Here is an 18,040-nt window from a genome sequence, read left to right as displayed (position 1 = left end):
ACGGATTCACTACCGGGCGAAGGTACGCCGCTGCCGGGCGATCTCGTAGAGGCTGATCGCCCCCGCCGACGGCGCGCCGAGCGAACTGGCGGTGCCGCCCATCGGGATGGTGACCAGGTCGTCGCACGCGTCGGCCCAGGCCGAGCTCATGCCGGTGGTCTCGTTGCCGACGACCAGGATCGTCGCCTCGGTGAAGTCGTGGTCGTAGATGGTGCCCGGCGCGTGTTCATCGGTGCCGACGATGCGGGTGGGGATGCCGCGCGCCGCCTGGCGGTCACGGAATTCGAGCACCTGACCGGGGCCCGCCGCGCGCAGCACCGGCATGGCGAACAGCGAGCCGGTCGAGGCGCGCACGGCCTGCGGGTCGAACTGATCGGCGCCGTGACCGGTCACGATCACTCCGGACGCACCGAACGCGTCGGCCGAGCGGATCAAGGTGCCCAGGTTGCCGGGCGAGTTCGGGCGATCGAACACGACCACGATCGGGGCATCCTCCCCCGGCTCGCCGGGTGCGTAGTCGGCCAGGTCGAGGTGTCGCGACACCGCCACCGCCACGATCTCCGGCGCGCTCGCCGCCTTCTCCCCCAGTTCGGCCATGAGTTCGGGCACGAGGCCGACCTGCGGCACGTCGGCGGTGTCGAGGATCTCGCGCGCCCAGCTCGACAGCTCAGGGCCACCGAGCCGGTAGAGCATGGTTTCCAGCGGCCAGTCGTTGGCCAGCGCCTGCGTGATCGGGCGCACGCCTTGCACGAGGAACCGGCCGTCACGATGACGTTTGGTCCGGTTGTTGAGGTAGGCCTGCCACACCTGCACCGAGGCGTTGCGGGTACTCACTCGTCGCGTCACTGCGCTGTCCGTCCTATCTGGTCGGTATTCGCTTCGGAGAGCAGGGCCAGCGCGGTCGCGGCGAGCTCGGGATCGGCGCCGTCGACCCAGGAGACCCTGGGGTCACGGCGGAACCACGACCGCTGCCGCCGCACGTAGCGGCGGGTGCCGATCAGGGTGCGTTCGCGGGCGTGGTCGAGGTCGTATTCGTCGTCGAGGTAGGCCAGCACCTGGGCGTAGCCGATCGCGCGGCGGGCGGTCTGGCCCTCGCGCAGGCCCACCTCGAGCAGGGCGCGGACCTCGTCGACCAGACCGTGTTCGAACATCAGGGCGGTGCGGGTCTCGATGCGGGCATCGAGGGCGGCGGTCTCCCGGTCGACGCCGAGAATCGCGGTGTTCCAGCGCGGGGCGCCGATGGTCGGGGCCGACGCGGCGAACGGGCGACCGGTCAGTTCGACCACCTCGAGCGCGCGCACCATGCGTCGGCCGTCGGTGGGCAGAATGGTGGCCGCGGCGACCGGGTCGGCCTGGCGCAGCGCCGCGTGCAGCGCCTGCACCCCGCCCTCCTCCAGCAGCGCTTCCCAGCGGGCGCGGACCTCGGGGTCGGTGGCCGGGAAATCCCACTCGTCGAGCAGCGCCTGCACGTACATCATCGAACCGCCGACGATGACCGCGGTCTTTCCGCGCGCGATGATGTCCTCGACGACGGCACGGGCCGCGCTCTGATAGGCGGCGACGGTCGCGGTCTCGGTGACGTCGAGCACGTCGAGCAGGTGGTGCGGGATGCCGCGTCGCTGGTCGGGCGGCAGTTTCGCGGTGCCGACGTCCATCCCGCGATAGAGCTGCATCGCGTCGATGTTGACGATCTCGCCGCCGAGTTCGGTGGCGAGATCGAGTGCGAGGTCGGATTTCCCGGTGGCGGTGGGTCCGACGACCGCGATCGGTCTGCTGGTCACTCGTCGATTCCTTCCCGTCCACCCGGTTGCCACACGCTCACGTCGTAGCCGACGCCATAGGGTGCGCCCTGGTACAGGGTACGGACCCGCGGATCGGCCGAATCGGCGGCGAACAGACCGCCGAGTACCTGGTAGGCGGCGCGTCCGTCGACGAGCAGCGCCGCGCACAGCTCCGGCTCGAGCGCGGCCAAACCGGCCCGCGAACCCGTGCGCAGCGCGGCGTCGAGGTGGTGCTGAACGGCGGTGGCCCGCTCGTCGAGGTAGCCGGGGGAATCGACCGTCAAGGTCGCGGCGCCGTCCGCGACGACGAGCACCGCGCACGGGTCCTGCGCACTGTCGAGCTCGGCGCGCAGCGCGGCGCCCGCCTCGGCGCACTCGGTGGCCGACGTGCCCGCGGCGAACAGCCGGGCCCGCACCGAGATCCGGGGCGCGACCTGCTCCCGCAACCATCCGGCGACCAGTACCGGAAGCGGAAGCTGAGCGTCTGCTGGACCGGCGCCGTCGCCCGCCGGACCGAGCCCGACGACGACATCGGCACCGAACCCACGGAAGGTCCCCCGGGTCGCCGAACCGTAGGTCATGTCATGGCTGCCGACCCCGACGACGATCCACCGGTCGGCGGTCGCGGCGAGGGCCGCGGCGGCGTCGAGGGCGGCCGCGCGCAGCACCACGGTCGGATCGTCGGGATCGCTGCCCGACACCGGGACTCGCCCACACAGTTCGGGCACCAGCATCGGCGGCGACGGGACCAGGGCCGCTATCGAGAACACGCGGTAACCGTAGCGGCAGCGCGCACCGGGGCCTACATCCGGCGCGGCGCGGGCGCGCGAGGGTCTGCGAGTGTCCGGCGTAGTGATGCCCGCCGAGATTGCTAGTGTTTTCAGGTGCGACTACCCACGTCGTCCGGGACGAAATCCCAGGAAATCCGCTATTCGATCCTCCGGATCGATGGTTTCCGCGGCTCGAACCGGGTTCAATGGGATGTGCTAGGGCGTAACCAGGCAGCCGTGACGCGCGGCAGGGACGGAGAGCAATGACCGACAGCAACGGAACCGCGAAGCCCACCCCAGGTCCGGCCCCGCGACCGTCCGGTACCCCCAAGCCCGGCGGGAATGCTCCGCGTCCGCCGAAACCCCATGCCGTGAAACCGGCGCCGGGCCCCGATCAACCGCACCCGCACGCCGTGATCGTGCCGAGCGCCACCGACCCGAGCAAGTGGGGTCGCGTCGACGAGGACGGCACCGCCTGGGTGCGGACCGCCGACGGCGAACGGGAGGTCGGCTCCTGGCAGGCGGGCGACGTCGCCGAGGGCCTGGCCCACTTCGGCCGCCGCTTCGACGATCTGGCGACCGAGGTCGCGCTGCTCGAGGCCAGGTTGGCCGCGGGCGCCGACGCCCGCAAGACCAAGACCGCCGCGCTGGCACTGGCCGAGACGCTGCCGACGGCGGCCGTCATCGGCGATATCGACGGCCTCGCCGCCCGGCTGCAGGTCATCACCGAACACTCCGAGGAAGCCGCCGCGCACGCCAAGGAGGAGAAGGACCGCGCCCGCCACGAGCACACCGAGCGCAAGGAAGCCCTCGCCGCCGAGGCCGAGCAGATCGCCGCCGAATCCACCCAGTGGAAGGCCGCGGGCGACCGGCTGCGCGAGATCCTCGACGAGTGGAAGTCGATCCGCGGGGTCGACCGCAAGGTCGACGACGCGCTGTGGAAGCGCTATTCCAAGGCTCGTGAGGCGTTCAACCGCCGGCGCGGCGCCCACTTCGCCGATCTCGATCGCGAACGCGCCACCGCCAAGACGCGCAAGGAAGAGCTGTGCGTACGCGCCGAGGAGCTGGCCGACTCCACCGACTGGACCGGCACCGCCGCGGTGTTCCGCGACCTGCTCACCGAGTGGAAGGCCGCGGGCCGGGCACCGCGCGAGGCCGACGAGTCGCTGTGGCGGCGGTTCAAGAGCGCCCAGGACGTGTTCTTCGCCGCCCGCAACGCGGCGGTCAGCGAGCGCGACGCCGAGTTCGATCACAACGCCGCCGCCAAGCTGGAACTGCTGGCCGCCTACGAGCACATCGACCCGGCCAACGGCGTGGACGCCGCGCGCAACGCCCTGCGCGAGCTGCAGGACAAGTGGGACGCCATCGGCAAGGTCCCCCGCGAGCGCATGCAGGAGCTCGAAGCCAAGCTGCGCGCCATCGAGAAGCGGGTCCGTGACGCGGCCGATCAGCAGTGGCGTCGCTCCGATCCCGAGGCCGTCGCGCGGGCCGCGCAGTTCCGTGAGCGGGTAGCCCAGTTCGAGGAGCAGGCCGCCAAAGCCACCGCGGCGGGCAAGAAGCGCGATGCGGAGAAGGCGCTCGAACAGGCACAGCAGTGGCGCGAATGGGCCGAAGCCGCAGAGGGCGCAGTCAGCAATCTCTGAGTGGGACACACAAGAAACCCCCGACCGATCCGGTCGGGGGTCTTCTTGTCTCGCGGGACTATTCGCCGCTGAGGCGCTTGCGGTCGCGATCCTCGGCTTCGCGGGCCGCGTTGCGACGCTGTTCCTCCGCGGCGAGCTGCACGGCGGTGCGACTCCACACGACGCGGACCCAGTGGAAGGTGAGCACCATGATCGCGAGGGTGCCCAGGATGAGACCGATCCCCGGACCCGCGCCCTGGTAATTGCCGAGCCCCGGGGTCTGGCGGTGCCAGATCGAGAGCACCCCGAACACCGAGCCGACGGCCGAGCCCGCGCAGGCGATCCAGGCCAGCACCCAGCGGCGGGTGGTCAGCGCCAGCAGCGAGAAGCCGACACCGAAGACGATGACCAGCCACACGAAGATCCGCGAGGGCAGGCCGATGTGCTCGACGCCGGCGACATCGGTGTCGAGCAGCACGTCGAAGCCGCGCGCCGCGCCCGCGGTCGGTAGCACCAGCGAGATCAGCAGCGCGAAGACCGCGCCCGCCACCACCAGCGCTCGCGCGCCGGGGTCGATCTCACCGGCGATGCGGCGCTCGACCGCGTCGAGCTCACCGCGGAATTGTTCGAAATCCTCGTCGTTGCGCGCCGGGTTCACCGCGTGTCCGCTCCTGTCCACAGGCTGGTCGTTGGCGGGTCCCACTGTGCCATCACCGGACGCACCGTTCGCATCCGACCCACTACGGCCGGTAGTAGATTCGTCGTCGCTCACGACGAGCACCCCGTCGAACAGCCGCTCTCGACCGTCTCGATCACCGGTGCGCCGATCCGGGGCAGCCCGAGGCCGACGCCGATCGGCGCGGTTTTGGGCGTGATGCCGCGTTCGTGCGCGTCACCGGCGGTGGTGCGCCGATGCGATTTCACCGCGCTGTCGGCGATGAGGTGGTGCGGCGCCGCCTCGGTGATGTCGACGGTGACGATGTCGCCCGGCCGGATGCCGGTCACGTCGCCGGGCCGGAAGTGCACCAGCCTGCCGTCGCGGGCACGACCGCTCATCCGCGCGGTCACCGCGTTCTTCTTGCCCGCGCCCTCGGCGACGAGCAGTTCCACCTCGGTGCCGATGAGCGCCTGGTTGTTCTCCCAGGAGACCTGGTCCTGCAAGGCGATCAGCCGTTCGAAGCGTTCCTGCACGACCTGCTTGGGCAGCTGATCGGGCAGGTCGGCGGCCGGGGTGCCGGGACGCTTGGAGTACTGGAAGGTGTAGGCGCTGGTGAAGCGGGCGCGACGGACCACGTCGAGGGTCTCGACGAAGTCCTCCTCGGTCTCGCCGGGGAAGCCCACGATGATGTCGGTGGTGATCGACGCGTGCGGCATCGCGGCGCGCACCTTGTCGATGATGCCGAGGAAACGCTCCTTGCGGTAGGAACGGCGCATCGCTTTCAGCACCCGATCCGAACCCGATTGCAGCGGCATGTGCAGCTGCGGGCAGACGTTCGGGGTGGTCGCCATCGCCTCGATGACGTCGTCGGTGAACTCCGCGGGATGCGGGGAGGTGAACCGCACGCGTTCGAGGCCCTCGATCTGCCCGGTCGCGCGCAGCAGTTGCGCGAAGGCGCCCCGGTCGCGCGGCTGCTCGGGATCGACGAAGTTCACGCCGTAGGAGTTCACGTTCTGACCGAGCAACGTCACTTCCAGCACACCCTGGTCGACCAGTGCCTGCACCTCGGCGAGCACGTCACCGGGACGGCGGTCCACTTCCTTGCCGCGCAGCGAGGGCACGATGCAGAACGTGCAGGTGTTGTTGCAGCCGACCGAGATCGACACCCAGCCCGCGTAGGCCGACTCCCGCTTGGCGGGCAGCGTCGACGGGAACGCCTCGAGCGATTCGAGGATCTCCACCTGGGCTTCTTCGTTGTGGCGGGCACGCTCGAGCAGCACCGGCAGCGAACCGATGTTGTGGGTGCCGAACACCACGTCGACCCACGGCGCCTTGCGCACCACGGTCTCGCGGTCCTTCTGCGCCAGGCAGCCGCCGACGGCGATCTGCATGCCGGGGCGCCCCTGCTTGACGGGGACCAGCTGACCGAGCGTGCCGTAGAGCTTGTTGTCGGCGTTCTCGCGCACCGCGCAGGTGTTGAACACCATCAGATCGGGCGTCTCGCCGGTGGCGGCCTTGATGTAGCCCGCGTCCTCGAGCAGCCCGGACAAGCGTTCGGAGTCGTGCACGTTCATCTGGCAGCCGAATGTACGTACCTCATAGCTGCGTGTAGGCGCGCTCTCAGTCGCGTTCTGAACCGTCGAATCCACCTGCCCAGGGTACGGGCAGCCCGTACTGTGACGCACATCACGTCGGTAATCACGGGATAATACGCAAAGGTAACGGGCAGCCAGCGGGTTACCAGCAGGTGTCGTGTCGGCGTGCCGTCACGGCATGTCTTCGAAAGCCGGGCAATTCTCCAGAATGGACATAAGGTTTCTGACCATGACCGACGACGCCGCACCCGCGACCGGGAACGCCGACGCCGCAGCCACTACCGCTGCTCCGCCGATGATCTCGATGCGCAACGTGGACAAACACTTCGGTGAGCTCCACGTCCTGCGCGATATCCACCTCGAAGTGCCCCGTGGGCAGGTCGTGATCGTCCTGGGCCCGTCGGGTTCGGGGAAATCCACCCTGTGCCGCACCATCAATCGCCTCGAACCGATCGACTCCGGTGACATCGCCATCGACGGCGTCGCACTGCCCGACGAGGGCAAAGCTCTCGCCGCGCTGCGCGCCGAGGTGGGCATGGTGTTCCAGTCGTTCAACCTGTTCGCGCACAAGACCATCCTCGAGAACGTCATGCTGGCGCCGACGAAGGTCCGTGGGAAGAAGAAGGAAGAGGCGCGCAAGCACGCCCTCGCCCTGCTCGAGCGGGTCGGCATCGCCAACCAGGCCGACAAGTACCCGGCCCAGCTCTCGGGCGGCCAGCAGCAGCGCGTGGCGATCGCCCGCTCACTGGCGATGGATCCCAAGGTGATGCTGTTCGACGAGCCGACCTCGGCACTGGACCCCGAGATGGTCAACGAAGTGCTCGACGTGATGGTCGCCCTCGCCAAGGAAGGCATGACCATGCTCGTGGTCACCCACGAGATGGGCTTCGCGCGCCGAGCGGGCGACCGCGTGCTGTTCATGGCCGACGGTGAGATCGTCGAAGACGCCGCGCCCGAAACGTTCTTCACCGCACCGAAATCCGAACGCGCCAGGGACTTCCTCGGCAAAATTCTCAGTCACTGACTCGCAGCACCATTGTCACAAGGAGAAGGAAACCCATGAGGATCAATCGTGCGATGCGCGTCGGAATCGGCGCAGCGGCACTGGTATTGGCAGCCACCGTCACCGCTGCCTGTGGTGGCGGTGACGACAAGTCGGCCCTGGACAACGCCAAGGACGGCAAGCTGACCATCGGCATCAAGTTCGACCAGCCGGGTCTGGGCCTGCGCAATACCGACGGCACCTACAGCGGCTTCGACGTCGACGTCGCCAAGTACGTCGCCGACAAGCTCGGTGTGAAGCCGGAGAACGTCACCTTCAAGGAAGCGCCGTCGGCGCAGCGCGAGACGCTGATCGAGAACGGCCAGGTCGACCTCGTCGTGGCCACCTACTCGATCAACGACAAGCGCAAGGAGAAGGTCGATTTCGGCGGCCCGTACTACATCGCCGGCCAGGACCTGCTCGTCCCCGCCGCCAACACCGACATCACCGGCCCCGACTCCCTCGCGGGCAAGAAGGTCTGCTCGGTGAAGGGCTCCACCCCGGCCCAGAACATCGAGAAGAACTACACCCAGGCGCAGCTGCAGACCTACGACACCTACTCGCTGTGCATCGAGGCGATGCGCAGCGGTGCGATCGACGCGGTCACCACCGACAACGTGATCCTCGCCGGTTACGCCGCGCAGTCGCCGGGCACCTTCAAGCTGGTGAACAAGACCTTCACCACCGAGAAGTACGGCATCGGCCTGAAGAAGGGCGATTCGGAGCTGCGCGGCAAGGTCAACGACGCCATCCAGGCGATGATCGATGACGGTTCGTGGAAGGCCGCGCAGGAGAAGAACTTCGCGGGGACCGGTATCGCGGTGCCCGCACCGCCGACCGTCGACCGCTACTGATCAACCACTGACCATCGGTGGCCCGGGTTTCCCGGGTCACCGATGCGGTGTTGTCCTGCTGGCCTTCACACCGATCGGAGGACGCGCGTCCGTGTTCGACCTGATCTCGAGGTATGACAACCAAATCCTCGATGCGTTCTGGGTAACAATCAAACTCACTTTCTTCTCGGCGATCGGTGCGCTCGTCATCGGTACCGTCGTCGCCGGCATGCGCGTGTCCCCGATCCCGGTCGCGCGCTGGGTCGGCGCGGCGTATGTGGCGGTCTTCCGTAACACTCCGCTCACCCTGATCCTGGTATTCACCTCGCTCGGCCTGTACAGCACTCTCGGGTGGAAACTCGGCAGCGACGAGATCAAAGTCATCAACTATCGCTGGGCGATCATCGGGCTGAGCGTCTACACCGCTGCCTTCGTCTGCGAATCGCTGCGCTCGGGCATCAATACCGTCGCGCTCGGCCAGTCCGAAGCGGGCCGGTCGCTGGGCTTCGGATTCGCCCAGAACCTCCGGTTGATCGTCCTGCCCCAGGCCTTCCGGGCCGTCATCGCACCGCTGGGCAGTGTGCTGATCGCGCTGACCAAGAACTCGACGGTCGCCTCCGTCATCGGTGTCGCCGAAGCCGCGTACCTGATGGGCGCGATGATCGAGAACGAAGCCGCCATTCTCACCATCGGTGCGATCTTCGCGCTCGGCTTCGTCGTCCTCACCCTGCCGACCGGGCTGTTGTTCGGCTGGCTGGCCAAGCGATACGAGGTGGCACGATGAGCGGCGCTTCGGTTCTGTTCGACGCTCCCGGGCCCCGCGCGCGGCTGCGTCACAACCTGTATTCGGTCCTGGTCGTCGTCGTGCTGGTCGGCGGAGGCTGGTGGCTCTACGACGCGTTCGCCGACAAGGGCCAGTTCACCGCGGCCAAGTGGAAGCCGTTCCTCGAGTCCGAGATCTGGGAAACCTATCTCCTGCCCGGTCTCGAAGGCACCCTCACCGCCGCGGTGATCTCGATCATCGGCTCGGTGTTCTTCGGCATGATCTTCGGGATCCTGCGTCTGTCGGACCACGCGTGGCTGCGCTGGGTCGCGGGCACGATCGTCGAGCTCGCCCGAGCGATCCCCGTACTGATCCTGATGATCTTCCTGTTCGCGGTGTTCGGCGACTACGACCTGTTCCCGTCCGATCAGCTCGCGCTGGCCGCGGTGGTCATCGCGCTGATCATCTACAACTCCGCGGTCATCGCCGAGATCGTGCGCGCCGGCATCAAGTCCCTGCCCAAGGGACAAACCGAGGCCGCCGTGGCGCTGGGTCTGCGAAAGAACCAGCTCATGCGGTTGATCCTGCTGCCGCAGGCCATCACCGTGATGCTGCCCGCTCTGGTGTCACAGATGGTCGTCGTCCTCAAGGACACCGCGCTGGGCTACCAGATCACCTATGTGGAGCTGGTGCGGTCCGGTCAGCAAGAAGGCGCGTCGATGCAGAACACGATCCCCGCGCTGATCGTCATCGCGCTGATCATGATCTCGCTCAACATGGCGCTGAGCTTCCTGGCCACCACGCTGGAGAAGCGGTTGCGGTCGCGGAAGAAGGGCGGCGGTGCGGTGCTGGCCGCCGATTCGATTCTCACCGACGCCGCGCCGGGCGTCGACATCACCAAGAAGTAGTCTCGCACCGACGACAGCGGGGCCCGATTAATGGCGGATCGGGCCCCGCTGTCGTTTCCTAGTCCTCGCCGAGGAGACCGAATTCGCGTAGCAGCGGCCCGATCTCGGTGTCGTCGAGCTTCTTCAGCAGTCGATGGCGGACGAAATCCGGTCCGGGCAGGCTCATCTCCTCCCCGTCGCGCAACCGGCTGGTCGCCGCCAGGAGCGACCGGATGTCGTAGGTGGAGCCGAAGACCTCCGGCACGCCCCGCTCGACACCGAGCAGCGTGTAGGCCGCCTCCATGCCGGTGCGCACCGAGTACTCGGTGGTGAAGATGCAGTCGCGGGTGGTCTCGGCGAACTGGCCGATGAAGGCGAAGTTCACCGCGCCCGCGGGCACCACATCGGGGCGGTCACCGGCCTGGCGCGGCATGAAGAACGCGGTGACATACGGCATCATCACCGGGACGCACGTCGCGGCGTCCGCGGCCATCTCCGGGATCTCGGCTTCGGGAACACCCAGGTGGTACAGCCATTCCTGGGTGATCTCCGCGCCCGTGCAGTCCTGCATCGACTTCTTCACGAAATCGCCGGGACGGTCGACGAACAGCGCGTACACCCACACCACGATCTGGTCGGCGGGCTGCTGCTTGAAGTGCGGCTGCCGGTTCACCGTCCAGCTCATCAGCCAGGACGAGTCCTTCGCCGTCACGATGCCGCCGGTGACCACGTTGCCGCTGAACGGGTCTCGCTTGCAGATCTTCTGGATGTAGCGGGGAATGCGTTCGTCGAGGGTGGTGACCGTGGCCGACTCCCATTTGGTCTCCGGGATGTGGCCGCCGAAGACCTCCGGATGGCCGAACGCCGGGTCCTTGGCGGCGATGCGCCGCCACAGATCCCAGGCCGGGGCAGGTCCCTCGTCGAGCTGGGCGGGAGTGTGCTGATCGCCCTCGTTCGAGTTCTCGGTGAGCGAGCCGATGGTGACGAACAGCAGGTCGTCCGCGGTCAGGTCGACCCCGCCCTCGCCCCCCTCGGACACCCAGTGCAGCCGGGTGGCCTGCTTGCGCGGCCCGCTGATGTCGAAGTCGACGTCGGTGACCTCGGTGTCGAACCGGAATCGCACACCCTGGTCGAGCAGCCACCGGTACAGCGGCAGCACCAGCGACTCGTACTGGTTGTACTTGGTGAACTTCAACGCGGAGAAGTCGGGCAGGCCACCGATGTGGTGGATGAACCGGTGCAGGTACAGCTTCATCTCGAGCGCGCTGTGCCATTCCTCGAACGCGAACATGGTGCGCCAGTACAGCCAGAAGTTGCTCGCCAGGAAATCCGGGCCGAACACCTCGTCGATGCGCTTGTTCTCCATCTGCTCACGGGTGGCGAGGAACACCTTCACGATGTCCTTCTGCGCGCGATCGGTGAGGGTGAACAGACCGTCGGTGTGCGCGTCCTGGCCCCGTTTCACGGTGGCCCGCTGCAGGGAGAAGTTCGGGTCGTCCTTGTTGAGCCAGTAGAACTCGTCGAGCACACTGGCGCCCTCGATCTCCATCGACGGCACCGAACGATAGAGGTCCCACAGGCATTCGAAGTGGTTCTCCATCTCGCGCCCGCCGCGGATGACGAAACCCTTCTTCGGTTCCCTGATGCCGTCGAGTGCGCCGCCGGGCAAGGCCAGCCGCTCCAGCACGGTGATCTTGTCGGCCGCCAGCTGCCCGTCCCTGATGAGGAACGCCGCGCCGGAGAGCGAGGCCAGGCCTGCGCCGACGAACCAGGCCGATTTGCCGTCCACCCCTTCGGGTTTGCGCGGCCGGGCGAACGCTTCGTAGTTGCCACTGCTGTAGTACATCCGTCTCCTCTGTCCGATCCGGAAGGGTCGAGCGGGACTATGCGCTGTAGCGGTAGAACCCCTCTCCCGTGGCGGCACCGAGCTTGCCCTGGTCGATGTAGTTCTCCTTGAGCCAGGCCGCGAGCTTCTTGTGGGCGTCGCTGCCGTTGATCAGGATGTTGTACGGAGTGGTCAGGCCGACGATGTCGAGGATCTGGAACGGGCCCATGGGCGCGCCGGTGGCGATGCGCCAGGTCTCGTCGACAGCGGCGGGCTCGGCGTATCCGCCCGCGGCGAGCTCGATTCCGGAATTCAGGAACGGCACCAGCAGCGAGTTGAGGACGTAACCCGCCTTCTCCTTGTGCAATTCGATCGGCACCATGCCGATGGACTTCGCGAACTCGACCACGGCGGCGAACACCGCCGGATCGGTCTGCTCGGTGCCCATCACCTCGGCGGTGTTGAACTTCCAGACGTGGTTGGCGAAGTGCAGCGCCAGGAACCGATCGGCGCGCCCGGTGTAGTCGACGATGTCGCTGGGCAGCAGCGTCGAGGAATTCGTCGCGAACACGGTGCGTTCGGGCGCGAGCGCACCGAGCTTGCCGTACAGGTCGCGCTTGATCTCGAGTACCTCCGGCACCGCCTCGATGATGAGGTCCGCCTCGGCCGCCGCGGTGGCCAGGTCGGTGGTCAGGGTGATGCGCGCCGTGGTCGCCGCAGTGTTGCTCGCGTCGGCGCCTGCCACGTCCTGCTGGTACACCGCGGCGAGTCCATCGAATCGGGTGCGTGCGGCAGTGAGGGCCGCGTCGTCGATGTCGTAGGCGGTGACGTCGAACCCGTGGAAAGCGGTCTGGAAGGCGATCTGGGATCCGAGCACCCCCGTCCCGAGGACTGTCACCTTGCGGAATTCGATGGTCATGCGTCAGCCTCCCAGTCTGGACGCGGGCACCCCCACCGCTGCGCGTCCTGGTTTCCGGTTGTCCTACCGCCGTCCATCATGGCCCGAGAAGCTGAGGCGTTGGTGTGAGCGACCCACGCGTTCCGGACATCTCGGGCAGACGCTGGTAACAGTTCGGCAAACCGGCACGGTGAGTCAGCCCGCGGTGACGAGGCCCTCGGCGACCATCCAGTCACGGGCGACATCGGCGGGTTCGCGGCCCTCGATGTCGACCTGACGGTTGAGTTCGGTGATCACCTCATTGGTGAGACGGGCGGAGATCGGTGCCATCACCTGAACGACCTGGGGGTGCGCGTCGGCGAAGTGACGGTGCATGACCAGCGACGCGTTGTACTTCGGAAAGAAGGCCTTGTCGTCTTCGAGGAGCACCAGTTCGAGGGCGGGGATACGGCCGTCGGTGGCCGCGACCGAGCCGAAACGGCACTGCTTCGCGTCGGCGGTGGCCTGGTAGACGAGCGCGTCCTGGACGATCTGGCGCTGGGCCTTGCCCGGGTCGATCCCGTAGGCGGCGGCCAGACCAGGATAGCCGTCCGGGCGGACGTTGAACTCGGTGCCGACACAGGTGGCCGCCGCGCCTGGATCTTTCGCGAGGAGTTTCGCGTAGTCCGACAGCGTGCGCACGCCGGTCTCCTCGGCGGTGCCCTTGCTCGTGACGAGGGCGTAGGTGTTGTTCATCGGCGCCATCGCCGCCCAGACCATGTTGTGTTCGGCCAGATCGGCGTCGCGGACCGCGTCGAACTGCGCCGCCTCGGTGGGGATCGGCTTCTCCTTGCCGAGGTAGTTGATCCAGCCGGTGCCGGTGTAGTCGTAGGCGATGTCGATCTGGCCGTTCAGTTGCGCGTCGCGCAGGCTGTTGGAGCCTTGGATATTGGTCAGGTCGCGCACATTCGCGCCCGCGGCCGTCAGGGCGAATTCGATCATGTAGCCGAGGATGTTGGCCTCGGTGAAGTCCTTGGAGCCCACTGTGACCGCGACACCGTCGAGTTCTGGCACCGGCTCGATACTGCCCGGTCCCACGGGCAGCGGCACCGATCCGCCCGACTGCAGACCGCAACTCGCGAGCACCAGCACGCTCAGGACCGGGGCCAGTCCGCGCACCAATCCGGTGAATCTCACCGCAACCCCCTCGGACCGAGGAACTGTTCGGCCAGTGCGCCCAGCCAGTCGACGAGCAGTGCCAGCGCGACGGCGAGCACCGCGCCGAGCGTCAGGGTCACGGTGTCGCGCAGTTTGTAGCCGGTGTCGATGAGAATGCCGAGCCCGCCCGCGCTCACCATGAACGACAGGGTGGCGGTGCCGACGGCCAGCACCAACGAGGTCCGCAGGCCGGCCAGGATGTAGGGCACCGCGAGCGGGAACTCGATGCGGCGCAACACCAGTCCCGCCGACATGCCCTGTCCCCGCCCCGCATCGATCAGGGCGGGGTCGACCTCCTGGTAGCCCAGGATCGTATTGCGCAGCACCGGCAGCAGCGAGCAGAACACGATCGGCGCGACACCCACCCAGAACCCGGTGGTGCGGGTGACCAGGTAGCACAGCACGATCAGCCCGATCGCCGGAGCCGATGCCCCGATATTGGCGATACCGACGAAAATCGGTGCCAGACGGCGGAATCGGTGCCTGGTGAGCACGGTCCCGAGCGGCACGGCCAGCACCACGACGATGAGCACGACCGCCGCCGTGATCAGGATGTGCTGCCAGGTCACCTGGGCGACATTGCTCACGCTGATGCTGGCCTGCTGGGTGACGGTGAGATCGCGCCGGAACGCCCAGACCAGCACCCCGACGGTCAGGATCAGCACGATCACCGGCTGGGCGAGCAGGCGGAGGTATTCGGCGCGTCGCTGCGTGGCCGGGGCAGCGGTCGCGGCGGGGGCGTCGACGATCGAACGCGAGGGAGCCGAAACAGTATTCGTCACTGTGGAGCCCTCCGCGCCCGGTGATCGCCCGATGCCGAGGCGGGAGCTCGAACGGCTCCACCTCGAGGCATCGCGGGTTCGAGCAGTGTCGCGCCGCGATGCGGCTCGGCCGTCATGCCGGCGCCGATTCGGTCGCGGCGAGGTGGTTGATGAGGGTGTCGACGGTGACCGTCCCGGCGTAGGTCCCGGTGTTGTCGACGACGACGGCGGAGGCGGTGCGTTCGGTGAGCAGCGCGGCGAGTGCGTCCTGGAGGGTGGCGTCGGCGGGGAGGGTGGTGCCGATCGGGGTGCCGAGGTCGCGCAGCGAATCGGCGTGGGCGAGTTCGTCGGTCGTCACTCGCCGGAGCGGTCGGCGCTGCGCGTCCAGGACGATGCCCCAGGTGCGGTCCGCCTCACGCAGGGCGGCGGTGAAGGCCGTGGGGGTGGTGTCGTCGGTGGCGGTGACGCCCTGGTCCAGGTCGAGGTCGGCGAGGACGGTGAGGCCGAGGCGGTCGATGGTGGCGGTCGCGCCGACGAAGCCGGCGACCGTCTCGTCGGCGGGGGCCGCCAGGATCGCGGCGGGGGTGTCGTATTGCAGGATCCGGGAACGGTCGCCGAGGACGGCGATGCGGTCGCCCAGCTTCACCGCTTCCCCGAAGTCGTGGGTGACGAAGACGATGGTCTTGCCGAGTTCGCTTTGCAACCGGAGTAATTCGTCCTGCAGCAGTCCACGGGTGATCGGATCTACCGCGCCGAAGGGTTCGTCCATCAGCAGCACGGGCGGGTCGGCGGCCAGTGCCCTGGCGACGCCGACGCGCTGCTGCTGCCCGCCGGAGAGCTGGCGGGGGTAGCGGTTGCGGTAGGTGTCGGGGTCGAGGCCGACGAGGGTGAGCATCTCGTCGGTGCGCTCGGCGGTGCGGCGGCGGTCCCAGCCGAGCAGGCCGGGCACGGTGGCGATGTTCTTGGCGACGGTCATGTGCGGGAACAGTCCGGCCTGCTGGATCGAATAGCCGATGCCGCGGCGCAATTCGTCGGCGTCGATCGCGCCCGCGTCGCGGCCGCCGATGGTGACCGTGCCCGAGGTGGGTTCGATCAGCCGGTTGATCATCCGCATGGTGGTGGTCTTGCCGCAGCCGGACGGGCCGACCAGCACCACGATCTCCCCGGCCGGGATGGTCATGGAGACCTCCTCGACCGCGGGGTCGGGCTGTTCGGGATAGCGTTTGGTGACCCGGTCGAGGACGATCTCGACCCCGGAGACCGCGCAAGCGCCTGCCGCCTTGGTGGTTTCGATGTCAGTCACGAATTCCCCTCGGAATAGTGAGCCGTCCGAGCAGAACCAGGACGCCGTCGAGTGCGAGTGCGAGCACGACGATGAGGACGGTGCCGGTGAGCGCCTGCGGCACCGCGTTCGGGCTGCCGAGGCGGGAGAGTCCGGAGAAGATCACGTTGCCGAGGCCGGGCCCCTTCGCGTAGGCCGCCAGCGCGAGGATGCCCATGATCATCTGGGTGCTGACCCGCATTCCGGTGAGAATGGACGGCCAGGCCAGTGGCAGTTCGATCTTGGTCAGCAGACGCAACCGGTTCATCCCGACACCGCGCGCGGCATCGGTCACGGCCGGATCCACCGACGACAATCCGAGCACCGTATTCCGCAGGATCGGCAACAGCGCGTAGAGCACCAGGGCCACGATCGTCGGCCCGACACCGAGCCCGAGGAACGGAATCAGCAGCCCGAGCAACGCGAACGAGGGCACCGTCAGAATCGCCCCTGCCATCGCGGTAGCGGCGGCTGATCCGAGCGGACTCTGATACACGAGTATTCCGACTGCCACCGCGATCACGGTCGCCAGCACCAGCGACTGCACCACGGCCGACACGTGTAGATAAGAATCGACCAGCAATTGCTCCCGCCGGTTCACCACGAACGACCACAACGCGTCCAGGGTCCACCTCCCCGTCGTTCGGCGGCCGCCTACGGCCCTGCTCCCCGGATTTCCCACCCGAATCAGGGTGAAACATCGACGTTCCCACACCCCACCGCATCACGATGCGACGAATCTTCCTGCGCGAAAACATGTTTCACCAGCGCGATCATCCTACGCGTCACGAACAACCCCCGTGGGAATTCCGTGCTCCCCCGCTGACCACGCCGCTGCCGGCGTGCCGAAGCCTCGAAAATCACTCGGCGTGTACGGCCCGAGTGATCATCTGTCCGCCGCCGCCAGTTCGGCTTTCACCACCGCGAACGCCGTTGCCGAGCTGTAGCCGCGGCGAGCGAGCATGTCGACCAGGCGGCGCGTGGCCTTGGTGCGGTCGAGATCGGCGGGCATAGCACGGAGTTTGCGACGGACCAGGTCGATAGCGGCTTGCTCGTCACCAGGCGTCGGCCTCCGTGAGGTGTAGCCCGAAGAAGTATCCGGGTCCGCTGTGTCGCCGGGGATTTCGCCCGCCGCGATCTCTGATCGATCCCCGCCCCCGGCATCGTTCTCCGAATTCTTCGCACGCGCCGTCCTGACATCGACGGACGGGCGTTCGAAGCCTGCTTCGTCCAGTTCGGCGGTGACGACGGCGAAGGCGGTGGATTGGTCGTAGCCGCGGCGGGCGAGCATGCCGACGAGTCGGCGGACTGCCTTGTCGCGTTCTATCTCCCGGGGAAGGGTGCGCAGTTTTCGCCGGACCAGGTCGGCGGCGCGAGCGTTTTCGGCGTCGTCGGTGACCATCGACAACGCCTCTTCCGCGTCGCTCGGGGCGACGCCCTTCTCGCGCAGCTCGCGTTGGAGGGCCTTCTTGCCCCGGCCGGAGTAGGTGTGTCGTTCGTGGACCCACTGTTCGGCGAACGAGGCGTCGTTGATCAGGCCGATTTCGGTGAACCGCTCGAGAGCGGCCTCGGTCACCTCGACACGGAAGCCCTTCTCGCCGAGGCGTTTCTCCAGTTCCGCGCGGCTGCGAGCACGCACCGAGAGCAATCGCAGGCACACGTCTTTGGCCTGTTCCAGGGTCACATCGGGACGGTCGCCCGGGGCGAGCCGGCGTGTGCCGGCCCGCCTGTCGGGCTCTCCCGGCTGGGATCCGGCCGCCACCGGATCCGCCTGCCGTCCGTCGTCACCACCGACGACGGTCGACAGGGAGACTTCGTCGCGCCGCGCGGACTTGCGTTCGCGTCGTGCGCCGCGGGGTCGTCGCCGACCCTCGCTCCCCCACTCTTCATGATCATCACCAACCCGCGCAGCGGAATGCGGTGGTTTGTCACCATCGGTGAATCCGGTCGGGTGCGCGCGCTGCGGATCGCCCGCACCCGACCGAATCCTCTCCGCGTCCGGATCGGCTCGTGTGTCACGAGCCGACCGGACGAGTCCATCGGCCGTGCCCCTGCCGCGCCCTACCGCGGGCGGTATGACCGGTTCC

Annotated in this window: 16 protein-coding genes and 2 pseudogenes; 5 read left to right on the top strand and 13 right to left on the bottom strand. The window is 67.9% G+C overall.

The annotated features are described in order from the left end of the window. Window positions 1–9: 9 nt before the first annotated feature. From ACFVJ5_RS19280 to ACFVJ5_RS19270, 3 genes are read right to left on the bottom strand one after another with little or no spacing between them, the layout of a single operon-like run. Window positions 10–846: a TrmH family RNA methyltransferase gene (locus ACFVJ5_RS19280; protein WP_379221736.1), complete on the bottom strand. Its 837-nt coding sequence runs from the start codon at window positions 844–846 to the stop codon at window positions 10–12. After that, entirely contained in the window at window positions 843–1,781 is a 939-nt protein-coding gene (miaA, locus tag ACFVJ5_RS19275; RefSeq protein WP_379221735.1) for a tRNA (adenosine(37)-N6)-dimethylallyltransferase MiaA, read from the bottom strand. The genes ACFVJ5_RS19280 and miaA overlap by 4 nt, the downstream gene beginning before the upstream one ends. Next, window positions 1,778–2,551 carry a hypothetical protein gene (locus tag ACFVJ5_RS19270; RefSeq protein WP_379221733.1) on the bottom strand — a complete coding sequence of 258 codons (774 nt, stop codon included), beginning with the start codon at window positions 2,549–2,551 and terminating at the stop codon, window positions 1,778–1,780. Before ACFVJ5_RS19270 ends, miaA begins: the two co-directional genes overlap by 4 nt. A gap of 263 nt (window positions 2,552–2,814) precedes the next feature. Between ACFVJ5_RS19270 and ACFVJ5_RS19265 the strand changes: the two genes are divergently transcribed. Next, window positions 2,815–4,194, top strand: coding sequence for a DUF349 domain-containing protein (locus ACFVJ5_RS19265; protein ID WP_379221731.1), 1,380 nt, complete (start codon window positions 2,815–2,817; stop codon window positions 4,192–4,194). Between the two features lie 58 nt (window positions 4,195–4,252). Here the strand turns inward: ACFVJ5_RS19265 and ACFVJ5_RS19260 are convergent, their stop codons facing one another. Both ACFVJ5_RS19260 and miaB read right to left on the bottom strand, forming a co-directional pair. Continuing rightward, entirely contained in the window at window positions 4,253–4,852 is a 600-nt protein-coding gene (locus ACFVJ5_RS19260; protein WP_379221729.1) for a hypothetical protein, read from the bottom strand. 89 nt (window positions 4,853–4,941) lie between these two features. Beyond that, complete coding sequence (miaB, locus tag ACFVJ5_RS19255) at window positions 4,942–6,480, bottom strand: tRNA (N6-isopentenyl adenosine(37)-C2)-methylthiotransferase MiaB (RefSeq protein ID WP_379221727.1); 1,539 nt, start codon at window positions 6,478–6,480, stop codon at window positions 4,942–4,944. Between the two features lie 241 nt (window positions 6,481–6,721). Between miaB and ACFVJ5_RS19250 the strand changes: the two genes are divergently transcribed. The 4 genes from ACFVJ5_RS19250 (at window position 6,722) to ACFVJ5_RS19235 (ending at window position 9,972) form a co-directional block, all read left to right on the top strand. Continuing rightward, window positions 6,722–7,450, top strand: a complete 729-nt coding sequence (locus tag ACFVJ5_RS19250) for an amino acid ABC transporter ATP-binding protein (RefSeq protein ID WP_378628270.1) — start codon at window positions 6,722–6,724, stop codon at window positions 7,448–7,450. Window positions 7,451–7,485: 35 nt separating this feature from the next. Then, window positions 7,486–8,322 (top strand): glutamate ABC transporter substrate-binding protein, encoded by an 837-nt coding sequence (locus ACFVJ5_RS19245; RefSeq protein WP_379221725.1) that lies wholly within the window; start codon window positions 7,486–7,488, stop codon window positions 8,320–8,322. A gap of 91 nt (window positions 8,323–8,413) precedes the next feature. Continuing rightward, window positions 8,414–9,085 (top strand): amino acid ABC transporter permease, encoded by a 672-nt coding sequence (locus tag ACFVJ5_RS19240; RefSeq protein WP_378626608.1) that lies wholly within the window; start codon window positions 8,414–8,416, stop codon window positions 9,083–9,085. Continuing rightward, window positions 9,082–9,972 carry an amino acid ABC transporter permease gene (locus ACFVJ5_RS19235; RefSeq protein ID WP_379221723.1) on the top strand — a complete coding sequence of 297 codons (891 nt, stop codon included), beginning with the start codon at window positions 9,082–9,084 and terminating at the stop codon, window positions 9,970–9,972. The genes ACFVJ5_RS19240 and ACFVJ5_RS19235 overlap by 4 nt, the downstream gene beginning before the upstream one ends. A 58-nt stretch (window positions 9,973–10,030) precedes the next feature. On the opposite strand, the gene ACFVJ5_RS19230 is transcribed toward ACFVJ5_RS19235, so the two are convergent. From ACFVJ5_RS19230 to ACFVJ5_RS19195, 8 genes and pseudogenes are all read right to left on the bottom strand, one after another. Next, the gene (locus ACFVJ5_RS19230) at window positions 10,031–11,797 is read right to left on the bottom strand and encodes an oleate hydratase (RefSeq protein ID WP_379221721.1); all 1,767 of its coding nucleotides are present in this window, start codon (window positions 11,795–11,797) and stop codon (window positions 10,031–10,033) included. 37 nt (window positions 11,798–11,834) lie between these two features. After that, window positions 11,835–12,695, bottom strand: a complete 861-nt coding sequence (locus ACFVJ5_RS19225; RefSeq protein WP_379221719.1) for a 3-hydroxyacyl-CoA dehydrogenase — start codon at window positions 12,693–12,695, stop codon at window positions 11,835–11,837. A gap of 174 nt (window positions 12,696–12,869) precedes the next feature. Further along, window positions 12,870–13,850, bottom strand: coding sequence for a glycine betaine ABC transporter substrate-binding protein (locus tag ACFVJ5_RS19220; protein ID WP_379221718.1), 981 nt, complete (start codon window positions 13,848–13,850; stop codon window positions 12,870–12,872). Beyond that, window positions 13,847–14,620, bottom strand: a complete 774-nt coding sequence (locus ACFVJ5_RS19215; RefSeq protein WP_379221931.1) for an ABC transporter permease — start codon at window positions 14,618–14,620, stop codon at window positions 13,847–13,849. Before ACFVJ5_RS19215 ends, ACFVJ5_RS19220 begins: the two co-directional genes overlap by 4 nt. Before the next feature lie 145 nt (window positions 14,621–14,765). Beyond that, complete coding sequence (locus ACFVJ5_RS19210; protein WP_379221717.1) at window positions 14,766–15,935, bottom strand: ABC transporter ATP-binding protein; 1,170 nt, start codon at window positions 15,933–15,935, stop codon at window positions 14,766–14,768. Next, a complete protein-coding gene (locus ACFVJ5_RS19205; RefSeq protein WP_379221929.1) occupies window positions 15,928–16,578 on the bottom strand; it encodes an ABC transporter permease in 651 nt (216 codons plus the stop codon). Before ACFVJ5_RS19205 ends, ACFVJ5_RS19210 begins: the two co-directional genes overlap by 8 nt. Window positions 16,579–16,839: 261 nt before the next feature. Further along, window positions 16,840–16,998, bottom strand: a pseudogene (locus tag ACFVJ5_RS19200) (recombination regulator RecX); the annotation flags it as partial. Between the two features lie 177 nt (window positions 16,999–17,175). Beyond that, window positions 17,176–17,715 (bottom strand): annotated as a pseudogene (locus ACFVJ5_RS19195) (regulatory protein RecX); the annotation flags it as partial. Window positions 17,716–18,040 lie beyond the last annotated feature (325 nt).

Source organism: Nocardia sp. NPDC127606 (assembly GCF_042671725.1).
Lineage (GTDB): Bacteria > Actinomycetota > Actinomycetes > Mycobacteriales > Mycobacteriaceae > Nocardia.
This window is presented reverse-complemented; position numbering and strand designations above follow the sequence as displayed.